The organism is Nonomuraea candida, assembly GCF_000725485.1.
Taxonomy (GTDB): Bacteria; Actinomycetota; Actinomycetes; order Streptosporangiales; family Streptosporangiaceae; genus Nonomuraea; species Nonomuraea candida.
Genome location: NZ_JOAG01000054.1, coordinates 1 through 25900, shown reverse-complemented (window position 1 = coordinate 25900; position 25900 = coordinate 1). Strand labels below are relative to the sequence as shown.

Sequence of the window (25900 nt, the reverse complement as noted above, 5' to 3'; positions counted from 1 at the left end):
CCTGAACGGGCGGGGCGCCCGCCCGTTCAGCCTGACGGGCCCCGTTCACCCTGACGGGGCCTTCGCCCAGCCTGACGGCCTCCGCCCAGCCTGTCCGGGCCCCTGCCCAGTACGTCCAGAACGCGTCGGCGCGTTGCCGACCGGCGTCGTGAGCGCCGTGGCGTCTACCATTTCGGTGGTGACCGTCTACGATGATCCCGACGCGTTCGAGTACCTGGACTTCTCCGCGCTGCCGCCGCGCCGGCAGCGCATCCTGGCCGCCATCCGTGACCACGTGGTGAGATACGGGTACCCTCCGAGCACCCGGGAGATCGCTCACGCGGTCGGGCTGCGATCGACCTCGTCGGTGTCGAAACACCTGAGAAGCCTGGAGGAGCAGGGCTTCCTGCAGCGGGGCGCGACGGTGACGCGGCCGATCGACGTGCGGCTGTTCCTGCGGGCCGCGGCGCCGCGCCCGGCCGGTGACCTGGTGAGCGTGCCGGTGGTGGGGGACATCGCGGCGGGCGTCCCCATCACGGCCGACGAGCACCTGGACGACACGCTGACCCTGCCCCGCGACCTGACCGGGCGCGGCACCGTGTTCGGGCTGCGCGTACGCGGCGACTCGATGATCGACGCGGCGATCTGCGACGGCGACATCGTCGTGGTACGCCAGCAGCCCGAGGCCCACTCCGGCCAGATCGTCGCCGCCATGATCGACGGGGAGGCCACGGTCAAGGTCTACCGGCGGCGCGACGGCCACGTGTACCTCGAACCCCGCAACCCGGCCTACGACGTCATCGACGGCGACACCGCCGTGGTGCTGGGCATCGTGGTCTCGGTCCTGCGCAGCGTGTGACAGCCCCGCCCACGGCCGGCGCCGGCAGGCCGGCGGGCAGGCCACCCGGCCTCTGCACGGGGTGTCTGCGGGGGCGGTCGGTCACCAGGCCGCTACATTCGTCACGGTGTCGTCGTGTGAGGTGCTCGCCGGGGTGCCGGGCTGCGGGAGGTCCGCCGAAGTGCCCTGCTCCGGGGTGTTCGCGGGGGTGCCGGGCTGCGGGAGGTCCGGTGACGGGGCGGGCTGCGGGCCACTCGCGCTCCAGGGTGCCCACGAAGTCGCCCGCACCGGTCGACCGTCCGTACGCGATGCGGCCCTCCGGCGAGACGGCCAGACCGGTGGCCGTGCCCTTGAGCGTGGGGGTGAGCCGCTCGCCCACGACGGGCCGGCCGGGTGGCCGCCGAGGTGGTCCACGGCCACCCGGCCGAGGTGCTGCTGCGCGCGGCCGAACACGCCGACCTGCTGGTCATCGGGTCGAGGGGCCGCGGCGACCTCGCCGGCCTGGTGCTGGGCTCGGTCGGCCACGCGGTGTTACACCACGCGCCGTGCTCGGTCGCCGTCCTGCCGCCCCCACCACCCGCCTGACCCGGCCCGCCGGAGGGGTCAGGCGAGCTGCCGGGCTGCGGTGCGGGCGGCCATCCGCCGTTCGAACCACAGCGAGGTGAACGGCGGCACCGCGCACGCCAGGCCCAGCACCACCGCGCCCCGGCTCCAGCCGGCCTCGCGGGCCGAGAGCAGCACGCCGGCCGCGTACAGCACGAACAGCGCCCCGTGGATCGGCCCGAACACCTTCACCCCGAGGTCACCGGTCGCGGCCACGTACTTGAAGAACATCCCGATCAGCAGCCCCGCCCACGAGCAGGCCTCGGCCACCGCCACGACGCGGAACCAGCGCAGCATGCTTCCCCTTTCACGCGAAATGTCGCGCATACTCTACAGGTCGTAGAGCTTCGCTCGGGGCGGGGAATCCGGCCGGCGCAGCGGGACGGCACGACGGCCGCCAGGCGAGGGCTCCTCTCTACGGCCGAGGGCTCCGCCGCGGGCGGGGGCTCCGCTACGGCCGGGGGCTCCGCCACCGCCGGGGCTCCGCTATGGGCGGGGGCGCGGGTCGGGCAGGGTGGCGGTGGGCTCCGCCGGGTGCGGCCCGTCCTCCTCCGGCTCCCCGGCGTCAGTGTCGGTGACGGTGACGGTGATGGTGTCGGGAGCGCGGCGCGGCGGTGGCGCTTCGCCGACGATCCGCTGGATCGCCTCCTGCCGTCGCCTCGCGGACCGCTCGTCGTCCTGCCATTGGATGCTGCGCCTGATCCTGGTCACGACGGCAACCGTACTGACGCGTTGTCCAAGAGCCGGTAACAGGAGGCTCCGTTCCTCGTGACCGTCCCGGCCGTCGCTCAGCCCTCCAGGCGGGCGCGGGAGGCGTCGAGGTGGGTGCGCATGGCCGCCGCCGCGCCCAGCGCGTCCGAGGCGCGGATCGCGTCCAGGATCTTGTGGTGCTCGCCGAGCACCTGGTCCAGGTGGTCGGGGGCGCGCTCGGACCCGGCGTACGGACGGGTGATCGCGGCGGCCCCGAGCGTGTCGAGCAGGTCGAGGTAGAACCGGTTTCCGGTGGCGACGGCGACGGCGCGGTGGAAGGCGAAGTCGGCCTCCACCGCGTCGCTGGCGCTGCCGCGCACCGTGGCCATCCCGCGCAGCGCGGCCTCGATCGCGGCCAGCGCGGCCGGCGTGCGGCGGGCGGCGGCCAGCGCGGCGGCCTCCACCTCGATGCCGCGCCGCAGTTCGAGCAGGTGGAGGCGGTCGCTCAGGCTGCGCACGGTGCCGATGGAGTGGCCGAAGTCCTGCGCCGCCGGCCGGGCCAGCACGAACGACCCGCGCCCCTTCCGCGTCTCGACCAGCCCCGCCGCGCGCAACCGCGAGATGGCCTCGCGCACGACGGTGCGGCTGACCTCGAACCGGGCGGCCAGCTCCCCTTCCGAGGGCAGCAACTCGCCCGGCCGCCACACGCCGTCGCCCAGGTCGCGCCGGAGCCCGCCCTCGACCCGATCGGCCAGGCTCCCCTCCTGCCCGTCAGCCACGGCCCGCTCCCCGCACCGCGCCGCCTGACGGGCTCGCCTTCCGCGATGCGCCGCCGTCCGCGAACGCCCCGCCCCCGTCAGCCACGGCCCGCCTCGTGGGGGGCGTCGTCGTTCAGGCCGAGGGCGGCGGCGCTGCGCTCGGTGACCTTCCGCAGCAGGTCGGGCTGCCCGGCCAGGGGAGTGCCGTAGCTGGGGACGAGGCTCCGCAGCGCGGTGCGCCAGGCCGGCAGGCGATCGGGGAAAGCGCGCTCAAGCACGTCGAGCATGATAGCCACCGAGGCGGAGGCGCCAGGGGAGGCGCCGAGCAGCGCGGCCAGCCCGCCCTGGGCGGGTGTGACGACCTCGGTGCCGAACCCGGCGATCGAGCCCCGGCCGCCGACCCGCTTGACGACCTGCACCCGCTGGCCGGCGGTGACGAGCTCCCAGTCCTCCGGCCGCGCGTCCGGCACGAACCGGCGCAGCGCCGCCAGCCGCCCGTCGCGGGTCTGCGCGAGCTGCCCGACGAGGTACCGCAGCAGGCCGAGGTCGCCGCGGGCGGCGCCCAGGAGCGTGCCGGCGTTGCGGCCGGTCACCGAGCGCGGCAGGTCGGTGAGGCGCCCGTGCTTGAGGAAGCGGGGCGAGAACGCGGCGAAGGGGCCGAACATGAGGTAGGCCCGGCCGTCCACGACGCGGGTGTCGAGGTGCGGCACCGACAGCGGCGGCGCGCCGGGCTCGGCGTGGCTGTAGACCTTGGCGTGGTGGCGGGCGATCAGCCCGGGGGCGGCCGTGCGCAGGAACCGCCCGCTGATCGGGAAACCGCCGTAGCCGCGCGTCTCGGGCACGCCGGCGCTCTGCAGCAGGGGCAACGTCCCCCCGCCCGCGCCGAGGAAGACGAACGAGCCGCGCACGTCGTACTCGTCCGATCCCTTCGTGTCCCGCACCCGCAGCCGCCAGCGGCGGCCCTCCCGGGTCAGCGAGCGCACCTCGTGGCCCGTCCGCACCGGGACGTCGCCGAGCGAGGCGAGCAGCCGCCGGGCGAGCACCCCGTAGTCGACGTCCGTGCCGGTGCGGGTGCGGCAGACGGCCACCTGCCCGCCGTCGTCGGGCCGGGCGGCGAACATCAGCGGCAGCCAGCGCGCCATGGCCTCCCGGTCGCGGATGAACTCCATCCCCTCGAACAGCGGGTGCCCGCGCAGGGCCTCGTACCGCAGGCGCAGGTGCCGTACGCCGGCGGCGCCGCGGGCGAAGCCGTAGTGGGGGACCGAGCGGATGAAGCCCGCCGGGTCGCCGAGCGCGCCCTCCTCGACCAGCCGCGCCCACAGTTGCCGGGACAGGTGGAACTGCTCGTTCACGGCGATCGCGGCGGCGACGTCGATCGAGCCGTCACCGCGCAGCGGCGTGTAGTTGAACTCGCAGAGCCCGGCGTGGCCGGTGCCCGCGTTGTTCCAGGCGGAGGAGCTCTCCAGGCCGGGCCCGTCCAGCCGTTCGAGCACGAGGACCGACCAGTCCGGCTGCACCCGGCGCAGCAGCACGCCGAGGGTGGCGCTCATGATGCCGCCGCCCACCAGCACCACGTCGTAGTGCTCCCCGATGCCCACGTGAGCCTCCTCCTCGCCGCCGCAACCTGTATGACAGGATGGCAACCTGTATAACAGGTGTGCGGGGCAAGGCGGGAATCGGCCCTCGCGGGGCGCGCGGAGATCAGCCGCGGTCGCGGGCTCCGCCGTCGAGCACCTGGTCGATGTGGGCGGCCAGCTCGACGTCGCGTGCGGTCACGCCGCCCGCGCTGTGGGTGGACAGCCGGAAGCGCAGGCCCGAGCCGGTGTCCTCGATGTCGGGGTGGTGGTCGAGCGCGTCGGCCTCGTTCATCACCGCCTCGCGCAGCCAGCCGTGGCTGTCCGGCGTCACCGGCACGTCCTTGAGCAGGGCGTCGCCCTCTCTCCGCCAGCCCTCCAGCGCCACCAGCGCGGTGTCGATCTCCTCGTCGGTGAGGAGTGCCTCGGCCATGGTGCCTCCCGTGTCGTCGTCGCTCTCGTCTCTGGGCTACCACCTTTCGGCGCGTTCACACCTCGGCGACCGGCCCATGAAAGATTCCATGCTCCCGAAAAGTTTCGGTCCCAAAATCACGAGGTCGGATGCGATGGCTTCCTGATTCAAGACGGAATGCTCCCGAAAGTTTTCTGATCAACGTTGACACATTTCGGAGGCGTCCTCACAATGTCCGCAGGTGCAGCCACCCTCCAACGATCAAGGGATCAGCATGGCCGATCGGAACCGCCGCCCCGCCTTCGTCGCCGCGCTCCTCGGCGCGATCCTCGCCGTCTGCCTGGCCGTCACCGCCACCTCCGCCGTGGCCGCGAACCGCCGCGCCGCCGCCGACTGCAGCGCCGGATATGTCGGGCTGACCTTCGACGACGGGCCCAACGCCAGCAACACCGCCAACCTGCTCAACGCGCTGACGTCGAACGGCCTGCGGGCCACGATGTTCAACACCGGCCAGAACGCCCAGAACCACCAGGCCCTGGTGCGGGCGCAGCGGGACGCCGGCATGTGGATCGGCAACCACAGCTGGTCACACCCGCACCTCACCCAGCTCGGCAGCTCCCAGATGTTGTCGGAGCTGCAACGCACCCAGCAGGTCATCCAGCAGGCCACGGGCACCGCGCCCCGGCTGTTCCGGCCGCCGTACGGGGAGACCAACGCCACCCTGAGGTCGGTGGAGCAGCAGCTCGGCCTCACCGAGGTGCTCTGGGACGTCGACTCGCAGGACTGGAACGGCGCGAGCACCGCCGCGATCGTCCAGGCCGCGGGCCGCCTGCAGAACGGCCAGGTCATCCTCATGCACGACCAGTACGCCACGATGCTGGCCGCCATCCCCCAGATCGCCGCCGGCCTGCGCGCCCGCAACCTGTGCGCCGGGATGATCTCGCCCGCCACCGGCAGGGCCGTCGCCCCCGACGGCGGCACCACCCCGCCCACCAGCCCGCCGCCCGGCGGCGCCTGCACGGCCACGATCTCCCAGGGCCAGCAGTGGGGCGACCGCTTCAACCTGTCGGTGACCGTCTCGGGATCGAACGCGTGGATCGTCACGGTCACCATGACGCCGCCGCAGCGGGTCATCGCCACCTGGAACGGCAGCCCGTCGTGGAGTTCGGGCGGCAACGTGATGACGATGCGCCCGAACGGCAGCGGCAACACCTTCGGCTTCACCGTCCAGCACGGCGGCAACTGGAGTTGGCCCGCGGTCTCCTGCCGCACGAGCTGACCACCGCGTCGCCGGCGTTCACCGGGACCAGGAGGAACGGTCCCGCCGAGGGCTCCGGCGGGACCACGCCTCCTCGGACGTACGAGGCCGCCTGCCCGGCGTAGTCGGCTCCAAGTCAGTCACAAGCGGCGTGCCCCACGATCTCCCGCTGTGAGCGGAAATTTCAGGACAAGGTGGATGAAGGTGGCCGCGTCGGCGGCGGTCGTCCTGGCGGTCGCGCTGCCCGCGGCGCCGGCGGCGGCCGACGGCGCCCCCGAGGACCGGCCCGACGTGCCCGTCGGCACCTGGCTGGCCGCGCGTACCCAGGCCGCGGTCCAGCTGACCAGCCTCACCTACACCGGCACCGTCGCCGTGCCGACCAGCACGATCAATCAGAACGCCTTCGACCGGCTCACCCGGCAGGCCGTCGTCGCCGTGCAGCAGGGCAAGATCTCCTCCGACGAGCGCAGCATCGCCACGTGGCTGTTCCGGCGGATCGCGGCCGACGTCGACACCTACCTCGCCGCGACCACCCCGGAACGCACGGTCGAGGCGGAGGTCGGCGGCATGTGCACCGGCTGGTGGGTCACCCCCGACGGTTACATGGTGACCGGCGCGCACTGCGTCCAGGTGGGCGAGACGGAGCTCAGCCGGCTGTTCGCGCAGCAGGCGCTGGCCGCGTTCAACGAGCAGGACGCCAAGGAGATCGTCAGCGGGCTGCGCGGCATCGAGGCCGACGAGGAGATCCTCAAGCTGGCCCAGCAGATCTACGTCACCTTCAACACCGCCCACATGCGCATCCGCGACCTGAAGCAGAGCCTGTCGGTGCTGCAGAGCCTGCCGGGCGGCGGCGTGGACAAGACGGCCAAGGCGGTTCCGGCCGAGCTGGTCTCCGTGGGCGAGAACTACCCGGGCAAGGACTTCGCGCTGCTCAAGGTCAGCGGGCAGCAGAACCTGCCGACCGTGCCGCTGGGCGACGACGCCGACGTGCGCACCGGCGACACCCTCTACATCAGCGGCTTCCCCGGCCTGGTCACCAACACCCCCTTCTTCAGCCTGGAGTCGCGGCTCGAACCGGCGCTGACCGAGGGGCCGTACAACGCCAGACGCAGCACCCAGACCGGCGTGCCCTATATCCAGACGCAGGCGCCGTCCTACCACGGCAACTCCGGCGGCCCGGTGTTCGGCGCGGAGGGCAAGGTCATCGGCATGCTGATCGCCGGCACGGTCAGCGAGGGCGGGGAGGCCTCGGAGAGCGAGAGCTTCGTGCTGCCCGTGAGCATCGTCAAGGAGAAGCTCGGGGAGAAGAACGTCAAACCCGCCCAGGCCCTCACCACCACCCGGTACAACGAGGCGCTCGACGACTTCTTCCGCCGCCACTACGCCGCCGCGCTGCCGAAGTTCCGCGAGGTGCAGGCGCTGTTCCCGAACCACCCGTACGTCGCCAAGTACATCAGCGACTCCCAGCAGGCGATCTCGGCGGGCAAGGACGAGTCGCCGCGGCCCCTGTGGACCTGGCTGCTGATCGGCGCGGGGGCGCTGATCGTCGCCGTGCTCGCCCTGGTCGTGCTCAAGGTCCTGCGCCGCAGGCGACGCCGCCGCGGTCCCGCGCACGCCTTCCCGCCGCCCGCGTACGGGACGGTCGCGCCGCCTCCGTGGCACCGGCTGCCCGCCGGCCAGGTCCAGCCGCCGCCTCCCCCGCCGCACGTGCCCAGCGGCGCGAACGGCCACGGCTACGACGGCCACCACGGCGCCGGTCCGAACGGCAACCCCTCCCCGTACGGCGCCGGTCCGAACGGCCACCCCTCCCCGTACGGCGCGGGACCGCACGGGCACGCCTGACCGACGTCCGCTACAGTGGGGACGTGCGTTTGTACTTCTTCCTGTGAGAACGACCGGCTCGCCCGCCCGCCCCGGGCGCGGCCGAGCTGAGCCGTCGTCTCTCACCTTCCAGGTTCCCCGCCTCCTGCCGAGGCGCGCGCGAGCCTGCGCTCACCGAGGAAGAAGCATGTTCACCCACCCCGTTCCGGCGGCGCGTGCCCGCGCCCACCTCAACGCCACCGACCTGCACGTTTCCCGCAGCGGCCGCCCGGTGCTCACCGGCGTGGACGTCACCGTCTCGCCCGGCGACCGGCTGGGCGTCGTCGGCGAGAACGGCCGCGGCAAGACCACCCTGCTGGAGGTGCTCGCCGGCACCCTGGCCCCCGACTCCGGCACCGTGCACCGCGCCGGCGCCCTCGGCGTCGCCCGGCAGGAGATGCCGGTCGGCGACGACCGCACGGTCGGCCATCTGATCGACGACGAGCTCGCCCACGTGCGGGCCGTGCTGCGCGCGTTCGAGGCGGCCACTCTCGCGCTCGCCGAGCAGCGCCCCGGCGCGGAGCAGGACTACGCCGCCGCGCTGGCCGCCGCCGAGACCATCGACGCCTGGGAGGCCGACCGCCGCGTCGACGTCTCGCTGGCGGCGCTCGGCGCGGTGAGCGACCGCGCCCGGCCGCTGGCCGAGCTGTCGGTCGGGCAGCGGTACCGGATCAGGCTGGCCTGCCTGCTCGGCGCCGGGCACGACCTGCTGCTGCTGGACGAGCCCACCAACCACCTCGACGCCGGCGGGCTCGATCACCTGACCGAGCGGCTGCGTACGCACCCGGGCGGGGTCGTGCTCGTCAGCCACGACCGGGCGCTGCTGTCCGACGTGGTCACCGCCGTGCTGGACCTCGACCCGACCAGCGACGGACGCCCCCGCACCTACGGCGGCGGCTACGCGGGCTACCGCGAGGGCCGCGACGCCGAACGGGAGCGCTGGGAGCTGGCCTACCGCGACCAGCAGCTCGAACGCCGCCGCCTGGCCCAGAACCTCTCCGAGGCGCAGAACCGGTTGGTCACCGGCTGGCGGCCGGACAAGGGCACCGGCAAGCACGCCCGGGCCACCCGCGCCCCCGCGCTCGTGCGCGCCGTGCACCGGCGGCAGGAGGAGCTGGAGTCGCACGTGGTGGACGTGCCCCCGCCGCCGCTGCGCTTCCGGCTCCCCGACCTGGACGCGTCCCCGGGCGCCACGCTGCTGCGCGCGGACGAGGTGCTGGTGCGCGGCCGGTTCGCCGCCCCGCAGTCGGTGCTGCTGCGCGCGGGCGACCGGCTGGTGGTCACCGGGCCGAACGGCGCGGGCAAGTCGAGCCTGCTGCGCGTGCTCGCCGGGGCCCTGCCGCCCGACTCGGGCAGCGTGCAGGCCGGCCGCGGCGTGCGCGTCGGACTGCTCGCCCAGGAGTCGCCCGAGCCGTCGCGCCGCCGGGCCTCGGAGGTGTACGACGCGGCCGTGGGCCGGCTCGTCACCTCGGGCCGGCTCGCCGAGCCCGACACGATCGGGCTCGGCCGGCTCGGCCTGCTGCCCGCCGAGGCCGTGCACCGGCCGGTCGCCGAGTTGTCGGTCGGCCAGCAGCGCCGGCTCGACCTGGCGCTGCTGCTGGCCGCGCGGCCCCAGGTGGTGCTGCTCGACGAGCCGACCAACCACCTGTCCATGGCGCTGGTGGAGGAGCTGACGGGGGCGCTGGCCACGACCGGCGCCGCGGTGGTGCTGGCCACGCACGACAGGCAGCTCCTGCGGGACACCGCCTCCTGGCCACGGCTCCACCTGCCCGGCCCGCCTGCGTATTCTTGACGCGAGGCGCCCCCTGCCGGATCAGTGAGAGAGGACGATCACCGATCGACATCCCGGGCCTGTCCACCGCGCTCGTGCCCGCCGCCACCGGCGCCGCCTTCGCCGTCGCGGGCCTGGCCTCCCTCCTGACCCACCCCGGACGGCGGGCCGGGCGCCGGTTCGGGGGGCTGCTGGTCGCCGAAGGGGTGCTGTGGACGGTGCACCAGCTTCCGCTGCCGATCCCGCGCGAGGTCGCCGCCGCGACGACGGGGGTCTGGCCGGCGCTGCTGGCCCACCTCGTGATGGCCTTCCCCACCGGCCGGCTGGGCGGCCCGCTGCCCGGGGCGGTGGTGGGGCTGGGCTACCTGTGCGCGGCCGTCATGGGCCTGCGCCACCTCGCCGCCCCGGCCACGGGGGCGGCGATCGGCACGGCGGGCACGGTGGCGCTCGTGCTCATCGGCGCGGCCGTGATCGCCCTTCAGGCGGCGCGGCTGCGCCGCAGCAGCGTGGCCGCCCGCCGCACGCTCACGCCGGTGCTGGCGGCCGCGCTCGTGGCCACGGCGCTGTTCGTGGTCTGGAAACCCCTGGAGATCGCGGCCCCGCCGTCGGCCCCGGCCGGGGCCGACGGCGCGGCGGTCCTCGGCGGGGCCGGGAGTGGGGCCGGGAGTGGGGCCGGGGCGGCGCTCACCCTCGCCGTGCAGCTCGCCTTCGCCGCGATCCCCCTGGCGTTCCTGTGGAGCCTGCTGCGCCGCCGCATCGACAGGGGCGGGGTCGCCGGGCTGGTGGTGCGGCTGACGGGGGAGACGCGTCCGGCCGCCCTGCGCGGCGCGCTGGCCGAGACGCTGCACGACCCGGCGCTGCGCGTGGGGTACTGGGTGCCGGAGGCGCAGGCGTACCTCGACGTCGAGGGCGACCCCGTACGGGAGGGGCCGGGCCAGGTGCTGACCAGGGTGGACCGGGACGGGCCGCTCGCCGTGCTGGCCCACGACCCGGCGCTGCTGCAGGACCCCGAGCTGATCGCGGCGGCGTGCGCCGCCGCCGCGCTCGCGCTGGAGAACGAGCGCCTGACCGCCGAGTTGCGCGCGCGGCTGCGCCAGCTCGCCGACTCCCGGGCCGAGGTGCTGCGCGCGGCCGAGACCGAGCGGCGGCGGCTGGAGCGCGACCTGCACGACGGCGTCCAGCAACGGCTGCTGGCGATCCCGCTGACGCTCAGCCTGGCCGAGGCGGCGCTGTCCGCCGGCCCGGAACGGGCGCGCCCGCTGATCGGGGAGGCCCGGCAGACCGCGTTCGCCGCCCTGGAGGAGGTGCGCGCGCTGGCCCAGGGCATCCACCCGCCGATCCTCACCGAGCGCGGCCTCGCGGGGGCGGTGCGCGAGCTGGCGGCGGTGGCGCCCGTGCCGGTGGCGCTCTCGTTCGACGTCGCCGGCGAGCTGCCCGCGGAGGTCGAGACCACCGCCTACTACGTGGTCGCCGAGGCCCTGGCCAACCTGACCAAGCACGCCGCGGCCCGCCGGGCGGCGGTCAGCGTCAGCAGGACGGACGGGACACTCTCCGTGGAGATCACCGACGACGGCCACGGGGGCGCGGACCCCGGACGCGGCTCGGGCCTGCGCGGCCTGGCCGGCCGGGTCGAGACGAACGGCGGCCGCCTGCGCGTGCACAGCCTGCCGGGCCGGGGCACCAGGATCGAGGCGACGCTGCCGTGCGCGTAGTCATCGCCGAGGACAACACGCTGCTGCGGGAGGGCGTCGCGCGGCTGCTCACCGAGGCCGGGTTCGAGGTCGTCGCCACGGTCGAGGACGCGGCGGCGCTGCTCGCCGAGGTGGCGGCGCGGCGGCCGGACGTCGCCGTCGTCGACATCCGCCTGCCGCCCACGCGCACCGACGAGGGGCTGCGCGCGGCCAGGGAGATCAGGCGGGCGCATCCGGGCACGGGCGTCCTGGTCCTGTCGCAGTACGTGCGTGTCAGCTACACCGTCGAGCTCCTCGACGGCGGCGCCCGCGGCCTGGGCTACCTGCTCAAGGACCGGGTGTCGGACCTGGCCGAGTTCGCGGCGGCGGTGCGCCAGGTGGGCCGGGGCGGCTCGGCGTTCGACCCGATCGTGGTGGACCAGCTCGTGGGGCGGCACGACGGCGGCGACGACCCGCTGCGCGCGCTGACGGAGCGGGAGCGGGCCGTGCTGGGGCTGATGGCGGAGGGCCGTACGAACCAGGCCATCGCCGAGCGGCTGGCCATCGCGGAGCGCACCGTGGAGAAGCACTGCACCGGCATCTTCGCCAAGCTCGGCCTGCCCGCGAGCCCGGACGACCACCGGCGCGTGCTGGCCGTCCTGCGTTACCTGAACGCCTGACCGCCTTCGAGCCGGGACGGCCGCACTGTGTTTCTCCGAGGTGCGGATGACCGCACCGGTTCCGGAAGGTGGGTGGCCGCACTGTTCCCCGGGGTGCGGGTAGCCGCACCAGGGGGATGCGGCGGGCACGGGGGCGGATGGGGGCGGGCTCGCTTCTCACCGCCCGGCCCGGCCAGCACACTCGTCCTCGTCAAGGCCGCCCGGCACGCGGGCCGGCCTCCTGATGAGAGTGAGCCTCCCGTGAACGTCGTCCTGGCCGCCCGCGGCGTCGCCGCCGTGCTGAGCCTGATCATGGCCGTCTACCTGGCGCTCGACGGCGCCCACCGGCCGGCCAACCTGTTCCTCTGGCCCGACGTGGCCGTGGCCGTGTTCCTCGCGGTGGCCGCCGCCCTGCCGGAGCGGCTCGCCCGGCCCGGCCTGATCTTCGCCTTCGGCTGGGCCGGGGGCGTCCTGACGACCTCGGTCTTCAGCTACGTCGTGCGCGGCGAGTTCGCCTGGCCGAACCTGGGCCTGGTGCTGGTCTCGGTCGCCATGGCCGCGCTGCTCGCCGTCCGCGGGGCCGGGATCGAGCGGGGTGGGGGTGAGCGGGGGTGAGGGCGCTGCTCGCAGTCCGCGGGGGCGGTGGCGAGCGGGGGTGAAGGAGCTCCCGGCCCTTGCGGACCCCGGGCCGGGAGCTCTTCACGTCTGAGCGGGCGGGCTGCCCTGGCTACTTGTAGGTGATGTCGGACGGGGAGTACAGGCAGTGGGTGCCGTCCGCGCCCTCACCGATCTTGCTGGGCTCGCTGCCCTTCGGCACGCCCTTGTACTTCTCGCAGATCGTCGTGCTGCCGTACACCGTGATCCGGCTGAAGCGCGCGGTGTCGCCCCAGTTGGTGTTGATGCCGGCCAGCACCTTGGTGGAGCGGGCGGTCACGCCGTCCATGACCACGTGGCGCTGGTAGGAGCTGGAGCAGTTGCCGCAGGCGCGGTAGAGCTTGCCGGAGCTGTGCACCTGGAAGTTCTTGATGGTCACCTTGCCGGCGCCGTTGTGCTGGAACACCTTGTCCGAGCCGGACTTGGCGCCGCCGCCGTCCACCAGGTATGTGGCCGAGGAACTGGAGCTCTTGAACGTGGCGGCGTCCTCGCCGACGTCGTTCCACCACACGTTGCGGATCGTGCACGAGCCCAGGCAGTGGATGCCGTCGCCGGCCGGGGCGTCGATGATGACGTTCTGGATGGTGCCGCCGTTGGCCACCTCGAACATCGGGTCCTGGCTCTCGCTCTGGCCGCCGTCGCCGATGCCGTAGTAGCTCTTCATGCCGCCGTCGAAGTTCGTGACCTGCTGGGTGTCGCTGACCTTGACGCTGCCCTTCGCGGTCGGCCACGGGCCGCTGCCGTCACCGCCGCCCGGCCCCGAGGTCGGGGTGACGGTCGGGGTGGGCTCGGGGCCGGAGCCGTCGGCCGGGCGCAGCGTCCACTGCTTGGTGGCGGCGGAGTCGCAGGAGTTCTGCTGCAGGAGGGCGCCCGAGGAGGTGGAGTTGTCCTTGACGTTCAGGCACTTGCCGCCGTTGGAGTTGACCACCCGGTAGTCGGCGCCGGAGGCGGTCAGCGTCCAGGTCTGCGAGGCGGCGCCGGTGCAGCTCTCCTGCTGGATCGCCTTGCCCGCCGAGGTGGAGGCGTCGCGCACGCCCGCGCACATGCCGCTGTGCCGGGCCTTGATCGTGTAGCTGGAGCCACTGGCGGTGAGCGTGAAGACCTGCCCGGCGCCGCCGGTGCACGCGCTCTGGGCGAGCTGCACGCCGTCACCGGTGCTCTGTCCCGGTACGGTGGCGCACAGGCCGCTCCCGGCGTTGACCAGCGTGTAGTCGCCGCTGGAAGGTGCGGCCGAGGCCGGCGTGTCGAGCGCGACCACCAGCCCTCCCGTGGTGATGAGGCCGGCGGCCAGCGTGACTGCCAGCCTCCTGAGACGTTTGTCGTGGCGCACGTCGAACTCCGTTCGATGATGAGTGCCGAAAACGGTGCTTCTCCCGGCGCGGGCCGGAGGCTCGGCCGAGGAGTCCGGACGGACGGGACGCGCCGTTCGGGTAAGCGCTTTCCGAGGCGTGGTCGAGTTAAGCACAGCGCGATCGCGGGCGGGAAGTGCCGCCGATCCAACGGCTGCAAACGGGCGGCAAGTCGCCGCACCTCGTTGCAGGGCTTCCGGATTCGCCCAGGTCAGAAGGGTGAGCGGCAGGCGAAGACGGCGATGAAAGTTTCACGGACCCGCCCACCGGCGCCGCACTCCCGCGTTTCCGCGTCCGTCCCACGGGCCGGTCGCCGCGTTTCGTGTCCGTCCCACGGGCCGGTCGCCGCGTTCCCGCGTCCGTCCCACGGGCCGGTCGCCGCGTTCCCGTGTCCGTCCCACGGGCCGGTCGCCGCGATTCCACGGAGGCCGGCGCGTTTTCGTGGACGGCCGGCGGGCGACCGCCGCCTTTCGCCGGGCATCCACCGGCGGCGAGCTGCCGCGTTTCCGTGCGGGGGACGTCACCGCCGCGCCCGGATGGGGCGGCGGGCGGCCCGGCCATTGATGGGTGGTTCTTGACGCGGATCGTGCTTTGTGCCAATGCCGGATGCGGAGTCGGCTTGTTTGAATTCGACTTCAATACCATGGATTCCGCGCCATTGGTGGCCGGATCGGGCAACTGCTGGTATCGGGGCCGGGTGCGGGGGATGCGCGGTGGCGGCGGCGGCCGGGTGGACGGGCCGCGACAGGCCAGGATCTTTCTCACAGGCCGGGTGACGCCGGATGACCTCCGGTGTCGGCATCGTCCGATCCCCCTATGGCGCCGAGGAATGCGAGGCCGGGGAAAGGCGGGAGTGGTCGTGCGCCGGTCGGCGGCAGCGCGGCGGAGGGCGGGTTCGGTAAAGTCGTTTGCGCAGGTATCGCCTGCCCAGATGATGCATGATGTGCTGAAGAGGGCTACAGTACCTGCAACCGTGACCTAATTGGAGCACCCTTATGGCAAAGCGCATTGTTGAATCCTTTATCGACGACATCGACGGTAGTGAGGCCGAGGGGACGACAAGGTTCGCTCTCGACGGAATCAGCTACGAGATCGACCTGTCGGGTTCCAACAGGGAGAAGCTGGAGAAGGCTCTGGCGCCCTTTATCACCAAGGCGCGGGCCGTCCGCGCCGACAGGGTCGGTCGCGGCCGTCGTGGCGCCGGCGTCTCCGCTCGGGCCGTCAGCCGTGAGAAGGCCACGGAGATCCGGCGCTGGGCCAAGGCCCAGGGCCTGCCGGTGAGCGAGCGGGGCCGCATCGCCTCCACCGTCGTCGAGCAGTACGAAGCCGCGCACTGACCCCGGCCGCCCGAGGCCGGTCATGAGCTTCGGGCGGCACGGGATTCGTGAGGAGCGGCTCTCCACCCTCCTCTGATCGGTCCCGGCCCCGTCATCCTGAAACCGCCCCCGCAGCCCGCGGAGCCTTCGCGAGCGCCGCACCCCCACGTACGGCCCCCGGCCACGCCGCCGTGCTGCCCAGTGCCGCCCAGTGCCGCCCAGTGCTGCTCAGTGCCGCCCAGTGCCGCCCAGTGCCGGCCGGTGCCGCGGGTCCATCGGACCTCTGATCAGGGACTTTGGTCCCCGCCCCCGCCCCCGCCCCCGCCCCCGGCCGCGAGCCCGAGGCTGGTCACATGTCCGATGTTGACCTTGCGCGGGGGAAGACCGTGAGTGATATCGACGCGGTCCCCGGCATGGGACCGCTGCTCGCAGCCCGGCGGCCCATCAAGAGGGCGCGGGTCAGGCCGGCGCGGTGGCGGCGCCGGGCAGGCCGGCCTGGTCGGGCACCACCTTCGGCAGCGCGCGCAGCCACGCCTCCAGGTCGGCAGGCCACCACCGGCCGGCCGCCAGCCGGCCCAGTTCCCCGGCGACCGCCGCCGACGACGCGCTCACCGGCACCACGCGCACGGGCGCGGCCCCGGCCAGCACCCCGAGCCACCAGTGCCGCCACGTCGGGGTCAGCGTGTCGGGCTCCAGCACCAGGTAGTAGTCGGGCAGCGCGAGCCGGTCGGCCCGCAGCTCGGCCAGTGCCGCCTCGATGGCCACTTCGAGCGCGCCGGTCACGCCGGTGCCGTCGAAGTACGCGGCCCACGCGGCTGCCACGTCGGCCAGCGGGTCGGCGTCGTGCACGACATAGGTGGCCGCCGAGCGTCCGGCGAGGTCCATGACCTCGGCGGGGCTGCGTTCTCCCCGGGTGATCGCCCGTACGTTGTGCAGTTTGTCCAGTCCGGCGACCACGTCCGGGGCCCCGTCGCCGGCCACCACGACCACTGTGCTGCTCAAACGCCGCATATCGGGCAGTTTACTGCCCGGTCCGATCAGGGGATGAGGGCGGCGACGAGCCCGTACTCGATGGCGGTGGCGGCGGAGGCCGCGTCCTGCACGACCGCGATGGCGAGCACGGTGACGGCGAGCATGACGGTGATCCTGAGAGCGGCGCGCATGGAATCCCCCTTCGGCCGATGGGTGCTCCTGTCCCTAGGACGCGCGGCGGGCGGCGAACGGTTCACGTCCGCGCCGCCCCTTCCGTCGGCGTGGCGGCCCGCGGCTCCCGGCCGGTAACCAGCACAATGAGAGACAGTACGGTCACGGTGGGCGAAGGGGTGCGGATGCGGGCCATCATCGGCATGACGGCGGCGGCCGTCCTGGCGATCGTCCCCGCCGGCGCGGCACAGGCCGGCGAGGACGACGAGGACGCCAGGAACGACGAGGACACCAGGAACGACGAGGACACCGAAGACGCCAAGGACGGCCGGTGGTGGCGCAAGCTCACCTCGTTCCACCTCATGCCGCACTCGGCGCACCAGAACGACGTGGTCCGGGCGCTCCTCCACTGTCCCGTCGACTCCAACCACGCGCTCATCGGCTCCACCGCGTTCATGCGCAAGGGCTCGTGGCGCACCTACCGGCAGGTGGGGGTGGGCCTGTCCGACCGGGGCTTCGGCAAGGCGGGCATCATCATCTCCCGCTACGCGCCCCCCGGGCACCACATCGTGCACCTGAAGTGCGTGCAGGTGGTGATCGACAAGGCCACGCACATCAGGAAGGTGAAGGTGCTCGGCCGCGCCGCCCTGCCGCTCGTGGTCCGCGAGTTCCGCATCAAGCAGTACTTCTGAGCCGCGGGCCGCCCGCCGGCCGGGTCAGACCACCGCGTACGCCCGCACCGTGAACGTGCCCATCCCCCGGATGGCCGGCGGCGCGGCGTGGAACACGAACGGCCGCCCGGCCAGCCGCTCCAGCCCCGTCAGATGCTCCACCACCGGGACGCCCGCGGCCAGCAGTCCCGTGTGGGCGGGCCGGGTCCGGTCGGCCACGTCGTCGATGTTGACCGAGTCGATCCCCACCAGCGCGACCTCCTGCGCCACCAGCCACTTCACGGCGTCCGCCGTCAGGTAGGGGTGGGTGGGGTCGCCGTACGCCTGCGTGCCCCAGTGCCGGTCCCAGCCCGTGTGCACCAGCACCGCCCGGCCCTTGATCGGGTGCCCCGCGAACGCCTCGGGCCCGATCGCCCGCGCCCCGCCGGTCGCCGGCACCAGCGTGCCCGGCAGGTTCACGAACCGGTGCAGCGGCATCTCGCTCAGGTCCATGCCGTGCTCGAAGCGGTGGAAGGGCGCGTCGACGTAGGTGCCGGTGTTGGCGACCAGCGTGACGCGGCCGATCTGGAACTCCGTCCCGGGCGCGTAGGTGCGGCGGGAGTCCTCCCTGGACAGGTGGTCGGTGATGTCGGGGCCGGGAAGCCCGGGGTAGGTGGTCATGCCGTGCTCGATGACGTGGGACAGGTCGACCAGAGTGGGCTCGATCATGGCGGCACCGTACCCGATCAGCCGGCGGCGCTCTCCTTCAGGTCCGCCAGCCACTCCTCGAACGTGGTCGGCGCGATGCGGGCCCCCTCGCCGGGCAGCAGCGCATTGCCCGCCATCCCGGGCCCGAACAGCCCCGACCACGTCGGCACGAGCCGCACCTCACGTCCCAGCGCCTGGTGGGTGCGCCTGGCCATGTCGACGAGGTCCTGCGGCTCGGGGCCCGCGACGTCCGCGTACCGTCCCCGGGGCGGGCCCACCGCGAGCTCGGCGAGCACCGCGGCCACGTCGGCGGGCGCGATCGGCTGCACGAGCAGCGGCGGGACCGTGGCCACGCCGTCCTGCTCGGTCCAGGAGGCCACCATGGCGGCGAAGTCGTGGAACTGCGTGAACGGGACGATCGTCCACGGCACCGGACCCTGGGACACGAGCCGTTCCTGCTCCCGCTTGCCCGCGTAGTGCGCGTTGCCCTCCACCCGGTCGACGCCGGCGATCGACAGCAGCACGTGGTGGCGCACGCCCGCCCGCTCTCCGGCGGCGAGCAGGTTGCGCGTGGTGGCGCCGAAGTAGGCCACCGTCTCCTCCCGCCCGGCGGCCGGGCCGTTGACGGCGTCGACGACCGCCTCCACACCGGTGAGCGCCTCGTCGAGCCCCTTGCCGCTCTCCAGGTCCACCCCGAGCGAGCGGCTGACGCGCACGACGTCGTGCCCGTCCCGTTCGAGGGCGGCGACGGTGAGGCGGCCGATGTTCCCGGTCGCCCCGGCGACTGCGATCCGCATGATGATCTCCTTCGCTCTCGTGACGGCCACGACCATATCTCGGACTAAATAGATCCGCAATATCCGCGATATGCTGAGATCATGAAGCTGCCTGGGAGCACCGAATGGCTGTTGCACTGCGCGACGTCGCTGGCGCAGCTCGAACCCGGAGAGACGGCGTCGGCGGCGCAGCTCGCGGAGTACTACGACCTGCCCGCGCCCTACCTGGCCAAGCAGTTGCAGGCGCTCGTCAGGTCGGGGCTGCTGTCGGCGACGACGGGGCCGCGGGGCGGGTTCCGGCTCGCGCGGGCGGCTTCGGAGATCACGCTGCTGCAGATCGTGGAGGCGGTGGACGGCGCGCAGTCGCCGTACGAGTGCAGGGAGATCCGGCAGCAGGGGCGGGGCGCGCTGCCGCCGGAGGAGTGCCGGCGCATCTGCGTCCTGGCCGCGAGGATGGCCGACGCGCACCGGGCGTGGCGCAAGAGCCTGGCCGGGGTCTCGCTCGCCGACGTCCTCGCCGAGCTGCCCGAGGGCGCGCCCGCGCGCACCCGTTCCCTCCTCACGGCCATCACGCCCCAGCGCCGATGAGCCCCCGCGCCCATGAGCCCGCCCAGGCCCGGATCCCGGGGAAAAGGGCCGGGATCGCAGGGGAAAGGGCCGGTCCCGCGAGGGGACCGGCCCTGAGACTCTTCCGGATCTACTCGCTGACCGCGATGGCCGCGCCGGGGCAGACGGCGGCGGCCTCGCGGACCACGGCGTGCCGGTCCTCGCCGGGCTCGGCGTCCAGCAGGATCACGATGCCGTCGTCCTCACGCTGGTCGAAGACCTCCGGCGCGAGCAGCACGCACGAGCCCGCCCCGCAGCACTTGTCCTCGTCGATGGTGACCTTCATGTCGGTTTCCCTCCTCGTCGATCGGGCTTACCAGCGGACCGGGACCGTGCGCAGGCCGCCGACCGCCAGCCCCTCCACGCGCTCCATCTCCGCCGCCGGGACGGCCAGCTCCAGCGTCGGCAGCCTGCGCAGCAGCACCTCCAGCACGACCTGCAGCTCGGTGCGGGCCAGCGACTGCCCCAGGCAGGAGTGGGCGCCGGAGCCGAAGGCCAGGTGCGGGTTCGGGCTGCGGGTCAGGTCCATCTCGGACGCCGCCTCGAAGGCGCTGTCGTCACGGTTGGCCGCCGCCATGCTGCAGATCACCGTGGTGCCCTTGGGCAGGGTCTCGCCGCCGATCTCGGCCTCCACCGGCAGGTAGCGCGGCAGGCCGAAGCCGGAGTTGGCGTCGAGCCGCAGCGTCTCCTCCACCGTGGTGCGGATCAGCGACGGGTCGGCCAGCAGCCGCTCCCACCGGGTGCGGTCGGCCAGCAGCATGGAGACCATCTTGCCGATCATGTTGGCGGTGGTCTCGTGCCCCGCGACCAGCAGCGCCATGCCGGTGACCAGGATCTGCAGGTCGTTCAGCCCGCCCTCCTCCGGGCCGCCGGCCGCGATCAGCTCGCTGAGCAGGTCCTCGCCCGGCTGCTCCCGCTTGGCGGCCAGATGGTCGGACATGTACTGGAAGAACGCGGCCTGGGCGGCCTCGATCTCGTCCTTGCCGTAGCGGGTGAGGTTGAGCAGCGTGTCGGACCAGTACGAGAACTTCTCCCGGTCCTCGGCGGGCACGCCCAGCATGTCGCAGATGACGTACACCGGCAGCGGGAAGCCCAGCCCCGCCTTGAGGTCGGCGGGCGCGCCGCTCTTGACCATGTCGTCGATGAGGCCGTCGGCGATCCGGGCCATCTGGGGCCGCAGGGCCGCCATGCGCTTGGCGGTGAACCACTTGCCCACCAGGCGCCGCCAGTGCTGGTGCTCCTCGCCGCTGTCGGGGATGATCTGCGCCACGTCGCTGTTGAACACCCCGCCGCCGTCCGCCGACAGCCGGGCCGCGTCGGGGGCGGTGAGCTGGCGGGTGAAGCGCGGGTCGGCCAGCACCTGCTTGACGTCGTCGTAACGGGTCAGCAGCCGGGCCGAGTCGCCGCTGGGCAGCTTCACGTGCGCCACCGGGCACTCGCCGCGCAGCCGCGCCCACTCCTCGGGCGGGTCGAGCGGCGCGTCGCTCGGGATCGGATAGTTCAGGACCTGCTCGTTCACGCTCATTCGGCATCTCCTCGCGTACGGATCGTCGGCCGCCCTCGTGCGGGGCGGCCCGTGTCGTCATGCCTGTGTCGTCATGCCTGTGTCGTCATGCCCGCGTCGTCATGCCCGGGTCGCTCTCGGCGCCTGCTCCGCCGCGGCCCTTCACGCGCTGGCGAGGGGCCGGGTGACGAGGTGCTGCTGTCTCAGGAGGCGGGCCTGCTTGGGCATGTTCCAGCCGAGCACGCCGGTGACCTGCCCGCCCTCCCGGTAGATCGCGGCGAAGCGCCGCTGCTCAGCGTCGCCTTCCACGCCGCCTTCCACACCGCCTTCCACGATGCTCACCTCGGCCGCCGCCGACAGCAGGCCGTGTGCCTGGATCTTGATGTCGTACTGGTCGGTCCAGAAGTACGGGATCGGCGTGTACGCCCGGTCCGCGCCCAGTACGTTGGCCGCCACCACCTGGGCCTGTTCGGTGGCGTTCGTCCGGTTCTCCAGCCGCAGCCGCCTGCCGAGCCCCTCGTGCTCCCATGAGGCGACGTCCCCGACGGCGTAGACGCCTTCGGCGGCCCGGCAGCGCGCGTCGCACTCCACCCCGTCGCCCAGCGCCAGGCCGCTGCCCTCCAGCCAGCCGGTCGCGGGGCGCGAGCCGATCGCCACCACGACCGCGTCGGCGGGCAGCAGCTCGCCGGTGGCCAGCCGGACGCCCGTCACCCGCCCGTCCGCGCCGGTCAGCTCCGCCACCGCGACGCCGAGCCGCAGCACGACGCCGCGCTCGGCGTGCGTACGCGTGAGCAGCGCGGAGACCTGCTCGCCGAGCTGGCCGGCGAGGATCCCGGAGCCGAGGCCGGCGAGGGTGACGTCGAGGCCCATCCCGCGCGCCGTCGCGGCGACCTCGCCGCCCAGCACGCCTTCGCCCACGACCACCAGCCGCCTGGCGGCCGTCAGGTGGGCGCGCAGCGTGAGCGCGTCGTCGAGACCGCGCAGCACGTGCACCCCCGCCGGCCCGTTCCGCCCGCTCTGGCCGCTCTGGCCGTCTCGCCCGCTCTGGCCGTCCTCGCGGTTCTGGCCGTTGCGGCTCTCCTGGCAGGGCAGGCGGCAGGGGGTCAGGCCGGTGGCGATCACCACGGCGTCGGCCCGCATGGCGCGGCCGGTGGAGGTGTGGACCTCGCGGGCGGCGGCGTCGAAGGCGACGGCGGGCTCCCCGCGTACGAACGCGGCGTTCAGCGCCTCCAGTTGCGCCTGGCCCCGGAGCTGGGCGCGGGCCGGCTCCCAGGCTCCCGCCAGGACCTGCTTCGACAGCGGCGGCCGGTCGTAGGGCAGGTGGGGCTCGGCGTCGAGCAGCGTCAGCCGGCCCTCGTAACCCTGCCTGCGCAGCGCCTCCGCCGTGCTCAGCCCGGCGGCCGAGGCGCCGACGATCAGCACGCTCCCGGGCGTGGTCACGCCGCGCTCTCCCGGCGCCGGTCTGCACATGTCCGCATGGGTCATGGTCCTTTCGCTCGTCTCGTCCCCACATTACCCTACACATGTAGGAAAACCTGCACTTGTCGTTAGGAGATAAGGTGAACGCGTGGCCACGACCAGGAACAACACCTCTCCCACGGGCGACCGGCGCGTCCGCCGCACTCAGGCGTCCCTGGCGCGGGCGCTGCTCGAACTCGTCGAGGAGCAGGACCTGTCCCGGGTCAGCGTCGCTGACGTCGCCGAGCGCGCCGGCGTCAGCCGCTCGACGTTCTACGACCACTACCGGGACGTGCACGAACTGGCCGAGGTGGCCTGCACCGCGATGATCGACCACATGGTCGAGGCCCTGGCCGACACCACGGGCATCGACCTGGCCGACCCGGGGCCGTCGGCGACGCTGGCCCTGGAGGCGTTCTTCGCCAGCCTCGCCGAGCACGCCGGGCTCTATCGCGCGCTGCTGGGGCCGCAGGGCAGCGCACGCGTCGCCGACCACATCCGCCGCCGCAGCGCCCAGGCGATCGAGGACCGCCTGCGCGACGCGGCCGCCGCGCTGCCGGGCCTCCCCGAGCACGCGGGCCCGCCGCGCGACCTTCCGCCCGAGGTTCCCGCCGCGTTCACCGCCGGGGCGCTGATCGGCGTGGCCGCCGACTGGCTGCAGCGCGGCTGCGTGCACTCACCGGCTGAGATGGCCCGCCTGACCTGGCCGCTGTTCAGCTCCCTCTTCCGCATCGACTCCCACACCCCCGCCCCGGGCTCCGCGCGTCGCCATGGCCGTGACCGGTGATTGTGCCGATGCGGGAGCGACGGGAACGCAAGAGCATCGGGGGTGGCCGGCTCGCTGGGCCCGGAAGGAGATCGAGCCATGGTGCCATTCCCCGGATCGGTACGAATCGCCCTCGCCACCCTGATCACCGCCACCCTCTTACCCGCCTCCGCCCAAGCCGCCTCAGCGAATGAGGCCCCCTCCGGAGCCGAGAGGGCGCCGGTCGCGGTGCCCCGCGTGGAGGGACCGCTGCCGGGAGCGCCGCCGGGCGACCCCGCCTCGCCCGACCCGGCCGACACCTACCCGTGGCTGGCCACCGACGCCGACCTGGCCGCGCTCGGCTATGTCGAGCAGGAGTTCCACCTATCTGGCAACGCCGACGCCTACAGCGCGACGGGCGAGCTGCTCGCCGCCGACGTGCCGTACCGGACCAGGGTCGTGGTGCGCCGCCCGGTCAGCCCGCTCAAGTTCAACGGAACCGTGCTGACCGAGTGGCAGAACGTCTCCGCCGGCTACGACCTCGACGCCCTCTGGCACACCGAGGCGATCACCCGCGCCGGCTACGCCTGGGTCGGCGTCTCGGCCCAGCGGGTGGGCGTGAACCAGTTGCGCCAGTGGAGCCCCGCCCGGTACGGCTCGCTCGACGTCACCGGCGGCGGGCAGTTCATGACCGACCAGCTCTCCTACGACGTCTTCTCCCAGGCCGCCAAGGCGATCAGGGCGACGGCGCTGCTGGGCCGCCTGCGCCCCCGTACGGTGCTGGCCGTCGGCGCCTCGCAGTCCGCCGGCCGGATGACCGTCTACTACGACGCGGTGCTGCCGAAGATCGAGAGCGTCTTCGACGGCTACGGCCAGATCGTCGGCTCCGCCCCCACCCGGGCCGGCGCCGAACCGGTCTTCCAGGTGCTGTCGGAGACCGACGTCCGCACGCCCGTACGGCCGCCGGACACCGAACGGTTCCGCCGCTGGGAGGTGGCCGGCAGCGCGCACTCCGGCTGGCACGGCTACAACGCCCGCCTGCCCCTGCTCACCCGCGACCTCGGCGCCCCGCCCACCTACACCTGCGACCGGCCGCCCTTCAGCCGCGTCCCCCTGCACCACGTCCTGGCCGCCGCCTACGACCACCTGACCCGCTGGGCCGAACGCGGGATCGCGCCGCCCACCGCGCCGCCGCTGGAGTTCGCCCCGGACGGCACCAAGGCCCGCGACGAGCTGGGCCTGGCGCGCGGCGGCATCCGGCTCTCCCAGGTCGAGGCGCCCACCGCCCTGAACGACGGCGACAACTCGGGGCCGAGCTTCTGCGTGCTGTTCGGCGCGCACATCCCGTTCGGCCAGGAGCAGCTCGACCGGCTCTACCCCACCCGCAGCCACTACGTCTCGGCCGTGGTCCGCGCCGACGCCCGCAACCTCAAGGCGGGCTACCTCCTCCCCGCCGACGCTCACCAGAACCTCATCGACGCCACCCGCCCCTGACTCCCGGCCCCATCCAGGTCCGGGCGGCATGCCCCCGGACCTGGTGGGGTGTGCCGGGAGCCGGCCGCCCGCCGGGCCGGGGTCAGTGCACGAACTTGAGGCCGACGACGCCGCCGATGATCAGGGCCAGGCAGATGAGGCGGGCGGCCGTGGCGGGCTCCTGGAGGAAGATCATGCCGTACAAGGCCGTGCCGACCGCCCCGATGCCCACCCACACCGCGTAACCCGTGCCCACGGGGATCGTCCGCAGCGCGTAGCCGAGACCGACCATGCTCGCGGCCAGCCCCACGCCGAACAGCAGGCTGGGGCGCAGGCGCGACAGACCGTGCGAGGCCGACAGCGCGGCGGCCCACACCGCCTCCAGAATCCCCGAGATGACCAGGACGATCCACGCCACGGCGATCCCACCTCCGTGGGGGGAGCCCGTCCGAATTCCGACGCTAGCACGCGAATCCCACAGGCCGGCGGACTCCGCGCCCAGACCGGGTGGACCAACGGCCGCAGCGTCGAGCGGATGCTCGACTTCCTGTGGTGCCAGGGCCAGGTCATGGTGGCGGGCAGGCACGGCCGCGCCCGCCACTGGGATCTGGCCGAGCGCCGGCTCCCCGAAGCGGTGCGCGCCGACCCCCTGCCGCAAGAGGAGATCGTGACGCGGGCGGCCGAGCACGCGCTGCGCGCCCTCGGCGTGGCCCGCCCGATCGACATCGAGCGCCACTTCACCCGCGACCGCTATCCGGGCCTGGCCGGCGTGCTCGACGGCCTGTGCCGCTCGGGCCGCGTCCGGCAGGTGGCGGTCGAGGGCGGCGACGAGGTCTGGTATGCCCACCGCGACGTGCTCGACCTCGCCGCCGAGCCGGCGCCCGGCTGGGAGCCGCGCTCCACGCTGCTGTCCCCGTTCGACAACCTCATCTGCGACAGGGAGCGAACGGTGCGGCTGTGGGGCTTCACCTTCCGCACGGAGATGTACATCCCCCGGCACAAACGCCAGTACGGCCACTACATCATGCCGATCCTGCACGGCGACCGGCTGATCGGCCGGCTCGTCCCCCGGATGGACCGGCGCGCGGGAGTGCTGGAGATCGAGGGCGTCTTCCCCGAGGCCGCCACGGCCGGCGACGAGGCCACCATCCGCTCCGTGGCCCAGTCGATCAGCGACCTGGCCGCCTTCGCGGGCGCCCGCAAGGTCGCGTACGGCGAGAAGATCCCCGCGTCCTGGCACCCCACCCTGACCACCCACGTCACCATGGACACGAGCAGTCCCCTCCCGACACCCTGACGAGCGGGCTGCTGTCTGAGCCCCGTGGGCCCTGTGGGCGTGGAGCCAGGGCTGGAGGGGTCAGGGCTGGAGGGGGCAGGGTTGGAGGGGCCAGGGTTGGAGGGGTCAGGGCTGGAGGGGGCAGGGTTGGAGGGGCCAGGGTTGGAGGG

General features: G+C 73.6%; 28 protein-coding genes. 14 read left to right on the top strand and 14 right to left on the bottom strand.

The annotated features are described in order from the left end of the window. The first annotated feature begins 169 nt into the window (after window positions 1-169). Together lexA and IO39_RS37600 are read left to right on the top strand one after the other, a co-directional pair. The gene (lexA, locus tag IO39_RS37605) at window positions 170-838 is read left to right on the top strand and encodes a transcriptional repressor LexA (protein WP_245642521.1); all 669 of its coding nucleotides are present in this window, start codon (window positions 170-172) and stop codon (window positions 836-838) included. A gap of 372 nt (window positions 839-1210) precedes the next feature. Continuing rightward, window positions 1211-1402, top strand: coding sequence for a universal stress protein (locus IO39_RS37600; RefSeq protein WP_052423876.1), 192 nt, complete (start codon window positions 1211-1213; stop codon window positions 1400-1402). Between the two features lie 18 nt (window positions 1403-1420). Here IO39_RS37600 and IO39_RS37595 read toward each other — a convergent pair whose 3' ends face one another. The 5 genes from IO39_RS37595 to IO39_RS37575 all read right to left on the bottom strand — a co-directional run bounded on the left by IO39_RS37595 (window position 1421) and on the right by IO39_RS37575 (window position 4875). After that, complete coding sequence (locus IO39_RS37595; RefSeq protein ID WP_043634178.1) at window positions 1421-1717, bottom strand: DUF3817 domain-containing protein; 297 nt, start codon at window positions 1715-1717, stop codon at window positions 1421-1423. A 189-nt stretch (window positions 1718-1906) separates the two neighbouring features. Beyond that, a complete protein-coding gene (locus tag IO39_RS37590; protein ID WP_043634176.1) occupies window positions 1907-2131 on the bottom strand; it encodes a hypothetical protein in 225 nt (74 codons plus the stop codon). A gap of 77 nt (window positions 2132-2208) precedes the next feature. After that, window positions 2209-2889: a FadR/GntR family transcriptional regulator gene (locus IO39_RS37585; protein ID WP_084774167.1), complete on the bottom strand. Its 681-nt coding sequence runs from the start codon at window positions 2887-2889 to the stop codon at window positions 2209-2211. A 77-nt stretch (window positions 2890-2966) separates the two neighbouring features. Continuing rightward, entirely contained in the window at window positions 2967-4466 is a 1500-nt protein-coding gene (gene mqo / locus IO39_RS37580; RefSeq protein WP_043634174.1) for a malate dehydrogenase (quinone), read from the bottom strand. A gap of 103 nt (window positions 4467-4569) precedes the next feature. Continuing rightward, window positions 4570-4875, bottom strand: coding sequence for a 4a-hydroxytetrahydrobiopterin dehydratase (locus IO39_RS37575; RefSeq protein ID WP_043634171.1), 306 nt, complete (start codon window positions 4873-4875; stop codon window positions 4570-4572). Window positions 4876-5128: 253 nt separating this feature from the next. On the opposite strand from IO39_RS37575, the gene IO39_RS37570 reads away from it, so the two are divergent. The 6 genes from IO39_RS37570 to IO39_RS37545 all read left to right on the top strand — a co-directional run bounded on the left by IO39_RS37570 (window position 5129) and on the right by IO39_RS37545 (window position 12687). Then, complete coding sequence (locus IO39_RS37570) at window positions 5129-6133, top strand: polysaccharide deacetylase family protein (protein ID WP_043634168.1); 1005 nt, start codon at window positions 5129-5131, stop codon at window positions 6131-6133. A gap of 177 nt (window positions 6134-6310) precedes the next feature. Beyond that, window positions 6311-7954 (top strand): S1 family peptidase, encoded by a 1644-nt coding sequence (locus IO39_RS37565; protein ID WP_043634165.1) that lies wholly within the window; start codon window positions 6311-6313, stop codon window positions 7952-7954. Between the two features lie 166 nt (window positions 7955-8120). Beyond that, the gene (locus IO39_RS37560; RefSeq protein ID WP_043634162.1) at window positions 8121-9764 is read left to right on the top strand and encodes an ABC-F family ATP-binding cassette domain-containing protein; all 1644 of its coding nucleotides are present in this window, start codon (window positions 8121-8123) and stop codon (window positions 9762-9764) included. A 74-nt stretch (window positions 9765-9838) separates the two neighbouring features. After that, the gene (locus tag IO39_RS37555) at window positions 9839-11455 is read left to right on the top strand and encodes a sensor histidine kinase (RefSeq protein ID WP_052423875.1); all 1617 of its coding nucleotides are present in this window, start codon (window positions 9839-9841) and stop codon (window positions 11453-11455) included. Next, window positions 11446-12093: a response regulator transcription factor gene (locus tag IO39_RS37550; protein ID WP_043634160.1), complete on the top strand. Its 648-nt coding sequence runs from the start codon at window positions 11446-11448 to the stop codon at window positions 12091-12093. The genes IO39_RS37555 and IO39_RS37550 overlap by 10 nt, the downstream gene beginning before the upstream one ends. A 240-nt stretch (window positions 12094-12333) precedes the next feature. Next, the gene (locus tag IO39_RS37545) at window positions 12334-12687 is read left to right on the top strand and encodes a hypothetical protein (RefSeq protein ID WP_043634157.1); all 354 of its coding nucleotides are present in this window, start codon (window positions 12334-12336) and stop codon (window positions 12685-12687) included. A 112-nt stretch (window positions 12688-12799) separates the two neighbouring features. Here IO39_RS37545 and IO39_RS37540 read toward each other — a convergent pair whose 3' ends face one another. Then, on the bottom strand, window positions 12800-14056 hold the full coding sequence (locus IO39_RS37540; RefSeq protein ID WP_043634153.1) for a pectate lyase: 1257 nt from the start codon (window positions 14054-14056) through the stop codon (window positions 12800-12802). A 1014-nt stretch (window positions 14057-15070) separates the two neighbouring features. Between IO39_RS37540 and IO39_RS37535 the strand changes: the two genes are divergently transcribed. Then, window positions 15071-15412, top strand: coding sequence for a histone-like nucleoid-structuring protein Lsr2 (locus tag IO39_RS37535; protein WP_043634150.1), 342 nt, complete (start codon window positions 15071-15073; stop codon window positions 15410-15412). Window positions 15413-15850: 438 nt separating this feature from the next. Here IO39_RS37535 and IO39_RS37530 read toward each other — a convergent pair whose 3' ends face one another. Further along, a complete protein-coding gene (locus IO39_RS37530; protein WP_043634146.1) occupies window positions 15851-16402 on the bottom strand; it encodes a hypothetical protein in 552 nt (183 codons plus the stop codon). A 26-nt stretch (window positions 16403-16428) separates the two neighbouring features. Further along, window positions 16429-16554 (bottom strand): hypothetical protein, encoded by a 126-nt coding sequence (locus IO39_RS59200; RefSeq protein WP_281200354.1) that lies wholly within the window; start codon window positions 16552-16554, stop codon window positions 16429-16431. Between the two features lie 126 nt (window positions 16555-16680). Here IO39_RS59200 and IO39_RS37525 point away from each other — a divergent pair, with 126 nt between their 5' ends. Beyond that, window positions 16681-17226 carry a hypothetical protein gene (locus IO39_RS37525; protein WP_157549500.1) on the top strand — a complete coding sequence of 182 codons (546 nt, stop codon included), beginning with the start codon at window positions 16681-16683 and terminating at the stop codon, window positions 17224-17226. A 24-nt stretch (window positions 17227-17250) separates the two neighbouring features. On the opposite strand, the gene IO39_RS37520 is transcribed toward IO39_RS37525, so the two are convergent. Together IO39_RS37520 and IO39_RS37515 are read right to left on the bottom strand one after the other, a co-directional pair. Next, window positions 17251-17913 (bottom strand): cyclase family protein, encoded by a 663-nt coding sequence (locus IO39_RS37520; RefSeq protein ID WP_052423874.1) that lies wholly within the window; start codon window positions 17911-17913, stop codon window positions 17251-17253. A gap of 17 nt (window positions 17914-17930) precedes the next feature. Next, window positions 17931-18689, bottom strand: a complete 759-nt coding sequence (locus IO39_RS37515) for an SDR family oxidoreductase (protein ID WP_043634287.1) — start codon at window positions 18687-18689, stop codon at window positions 17931-17933. 81 nt (window positions 18690-18770) lie between these two features. Here IO39_RS37515 and IO39_RS37510 point away from each other — a divergent pair, with 81 nt between their 5' ends. Further along, on the top strand, window positions 18771-19256 hold the full coding sequence (locus IO39_RS37510) for an RrF2 family transcriptional regulator (RefSeq protein ID WP_043634140.1): 486 nt from the start codon (window positions 18771-18773) through the stop codon (window positions 19254-19256). Window positions 19257-19365: 109 nt separating this feature from the next. On the opposite strand, the gene IO39_RS37505 is transcribed toward IO39_RS37510, so the two are convergent. The 3 genes from IO39_RS37505 to IO39_RS37495 all read right to left on the bottom strand — a co-directional run bounded on the left by IO39_RS37505 (window position 19366) and on the right by IO39_RS37495 (window position 22218). Further along, a complete protein-coding gene (locus IO39_RS37505) occupies window positions 19366-19560 on the bottom strand; it encodes a ferredoxin (protein WP_043634137.1) in 195 nt (64 codons plus the stop codon). Window positions 19561-19587: 27 nt separating this feature from the next. After that, window positions 19588-20799: a cytochrome P450 gene (locus IO39_RS37500; protein WP_043634134.1), complete on the bottom strand. Its 1212-nt coding sequence runs from the start codon at window positions 20797-20799 to the stop codon at window positions 19588-19590. Window positions 20800-20940: 141 nt separating this feature from the next. Further along, window positions 20941-22218: an NAD(P)/FAD-dependent oxidoreductase gene (locus IO39_RS37495; RefSeq protein WP_043634130.1), complete on the bottom strand. Its 1278-nt coding sequence runs from the start codon at window positions 22216-22218 to the stop codon at window positions 20941-20943. A gap of 127 nt (window positions 22219-22345) precedes the next feature. Here IO39_RS37495 and IO39_RS37490 point away from each other — a divergent pair, with 127 nt between their 5' ends. Next, window positions 22346-23023, top strand: coding sequence for a TetR/AcrR family transcriptional regulator (locus tag IO39_RS37490; protein ID WP_043634127.1), 678 nt, complete (start codon window positions 22346-22348; stop codon window positions 23021-23023). Between the two features lie 78 nt (window positions 23024-23101). Next, window positions 23102-24475: an alpha/beta hydrolase domain-containing protein gene (locus IO39_RS37485; protein ID WP_245642518.1), complete on the top strand. Its 1374-nt coding sequence runs from the start codon at window positions 23102-23104 to the stop codon at window positions 24473-24475. An 82-nt stretch (window positions 24476-24557) separates the two neighbouring features. Here the strand turns inward: IO39_RS37485 and IO39_RS37480 are convergent, their stop codons facing one another. Then, window positions 24558-24872 carry a DMT family transporter gene (locus IO39_RS37480; protein WP_043634125.1) on the bottom strand — a complete coding sequence of 105 codons (315 nt, stop codon included), beginning with the start codon at window positions 24870-24872 and terminating at the stop codon, window positions 24558-24560. Between IO39_RS37480 and IO39_RS37475 the strand changes: the two genes are divergently transcribed. Beyond that, window positions 24801-25751, top strand: coding sequence for a DNA glycosylase AlkZ-like family protein (locus tag IO39_RS37475; RefSeq protein WP_084774162.1), 951 nt, complete (start codon window positions 24801-24803; stop codon window positions 25749-25751). The genes IO39_RS37480 and IO39_RS37475 overlap by 72 nt on opposite strands. The last annotated feature ends 149 nt before the right edge of the window (window positions 25752-25900 follow it).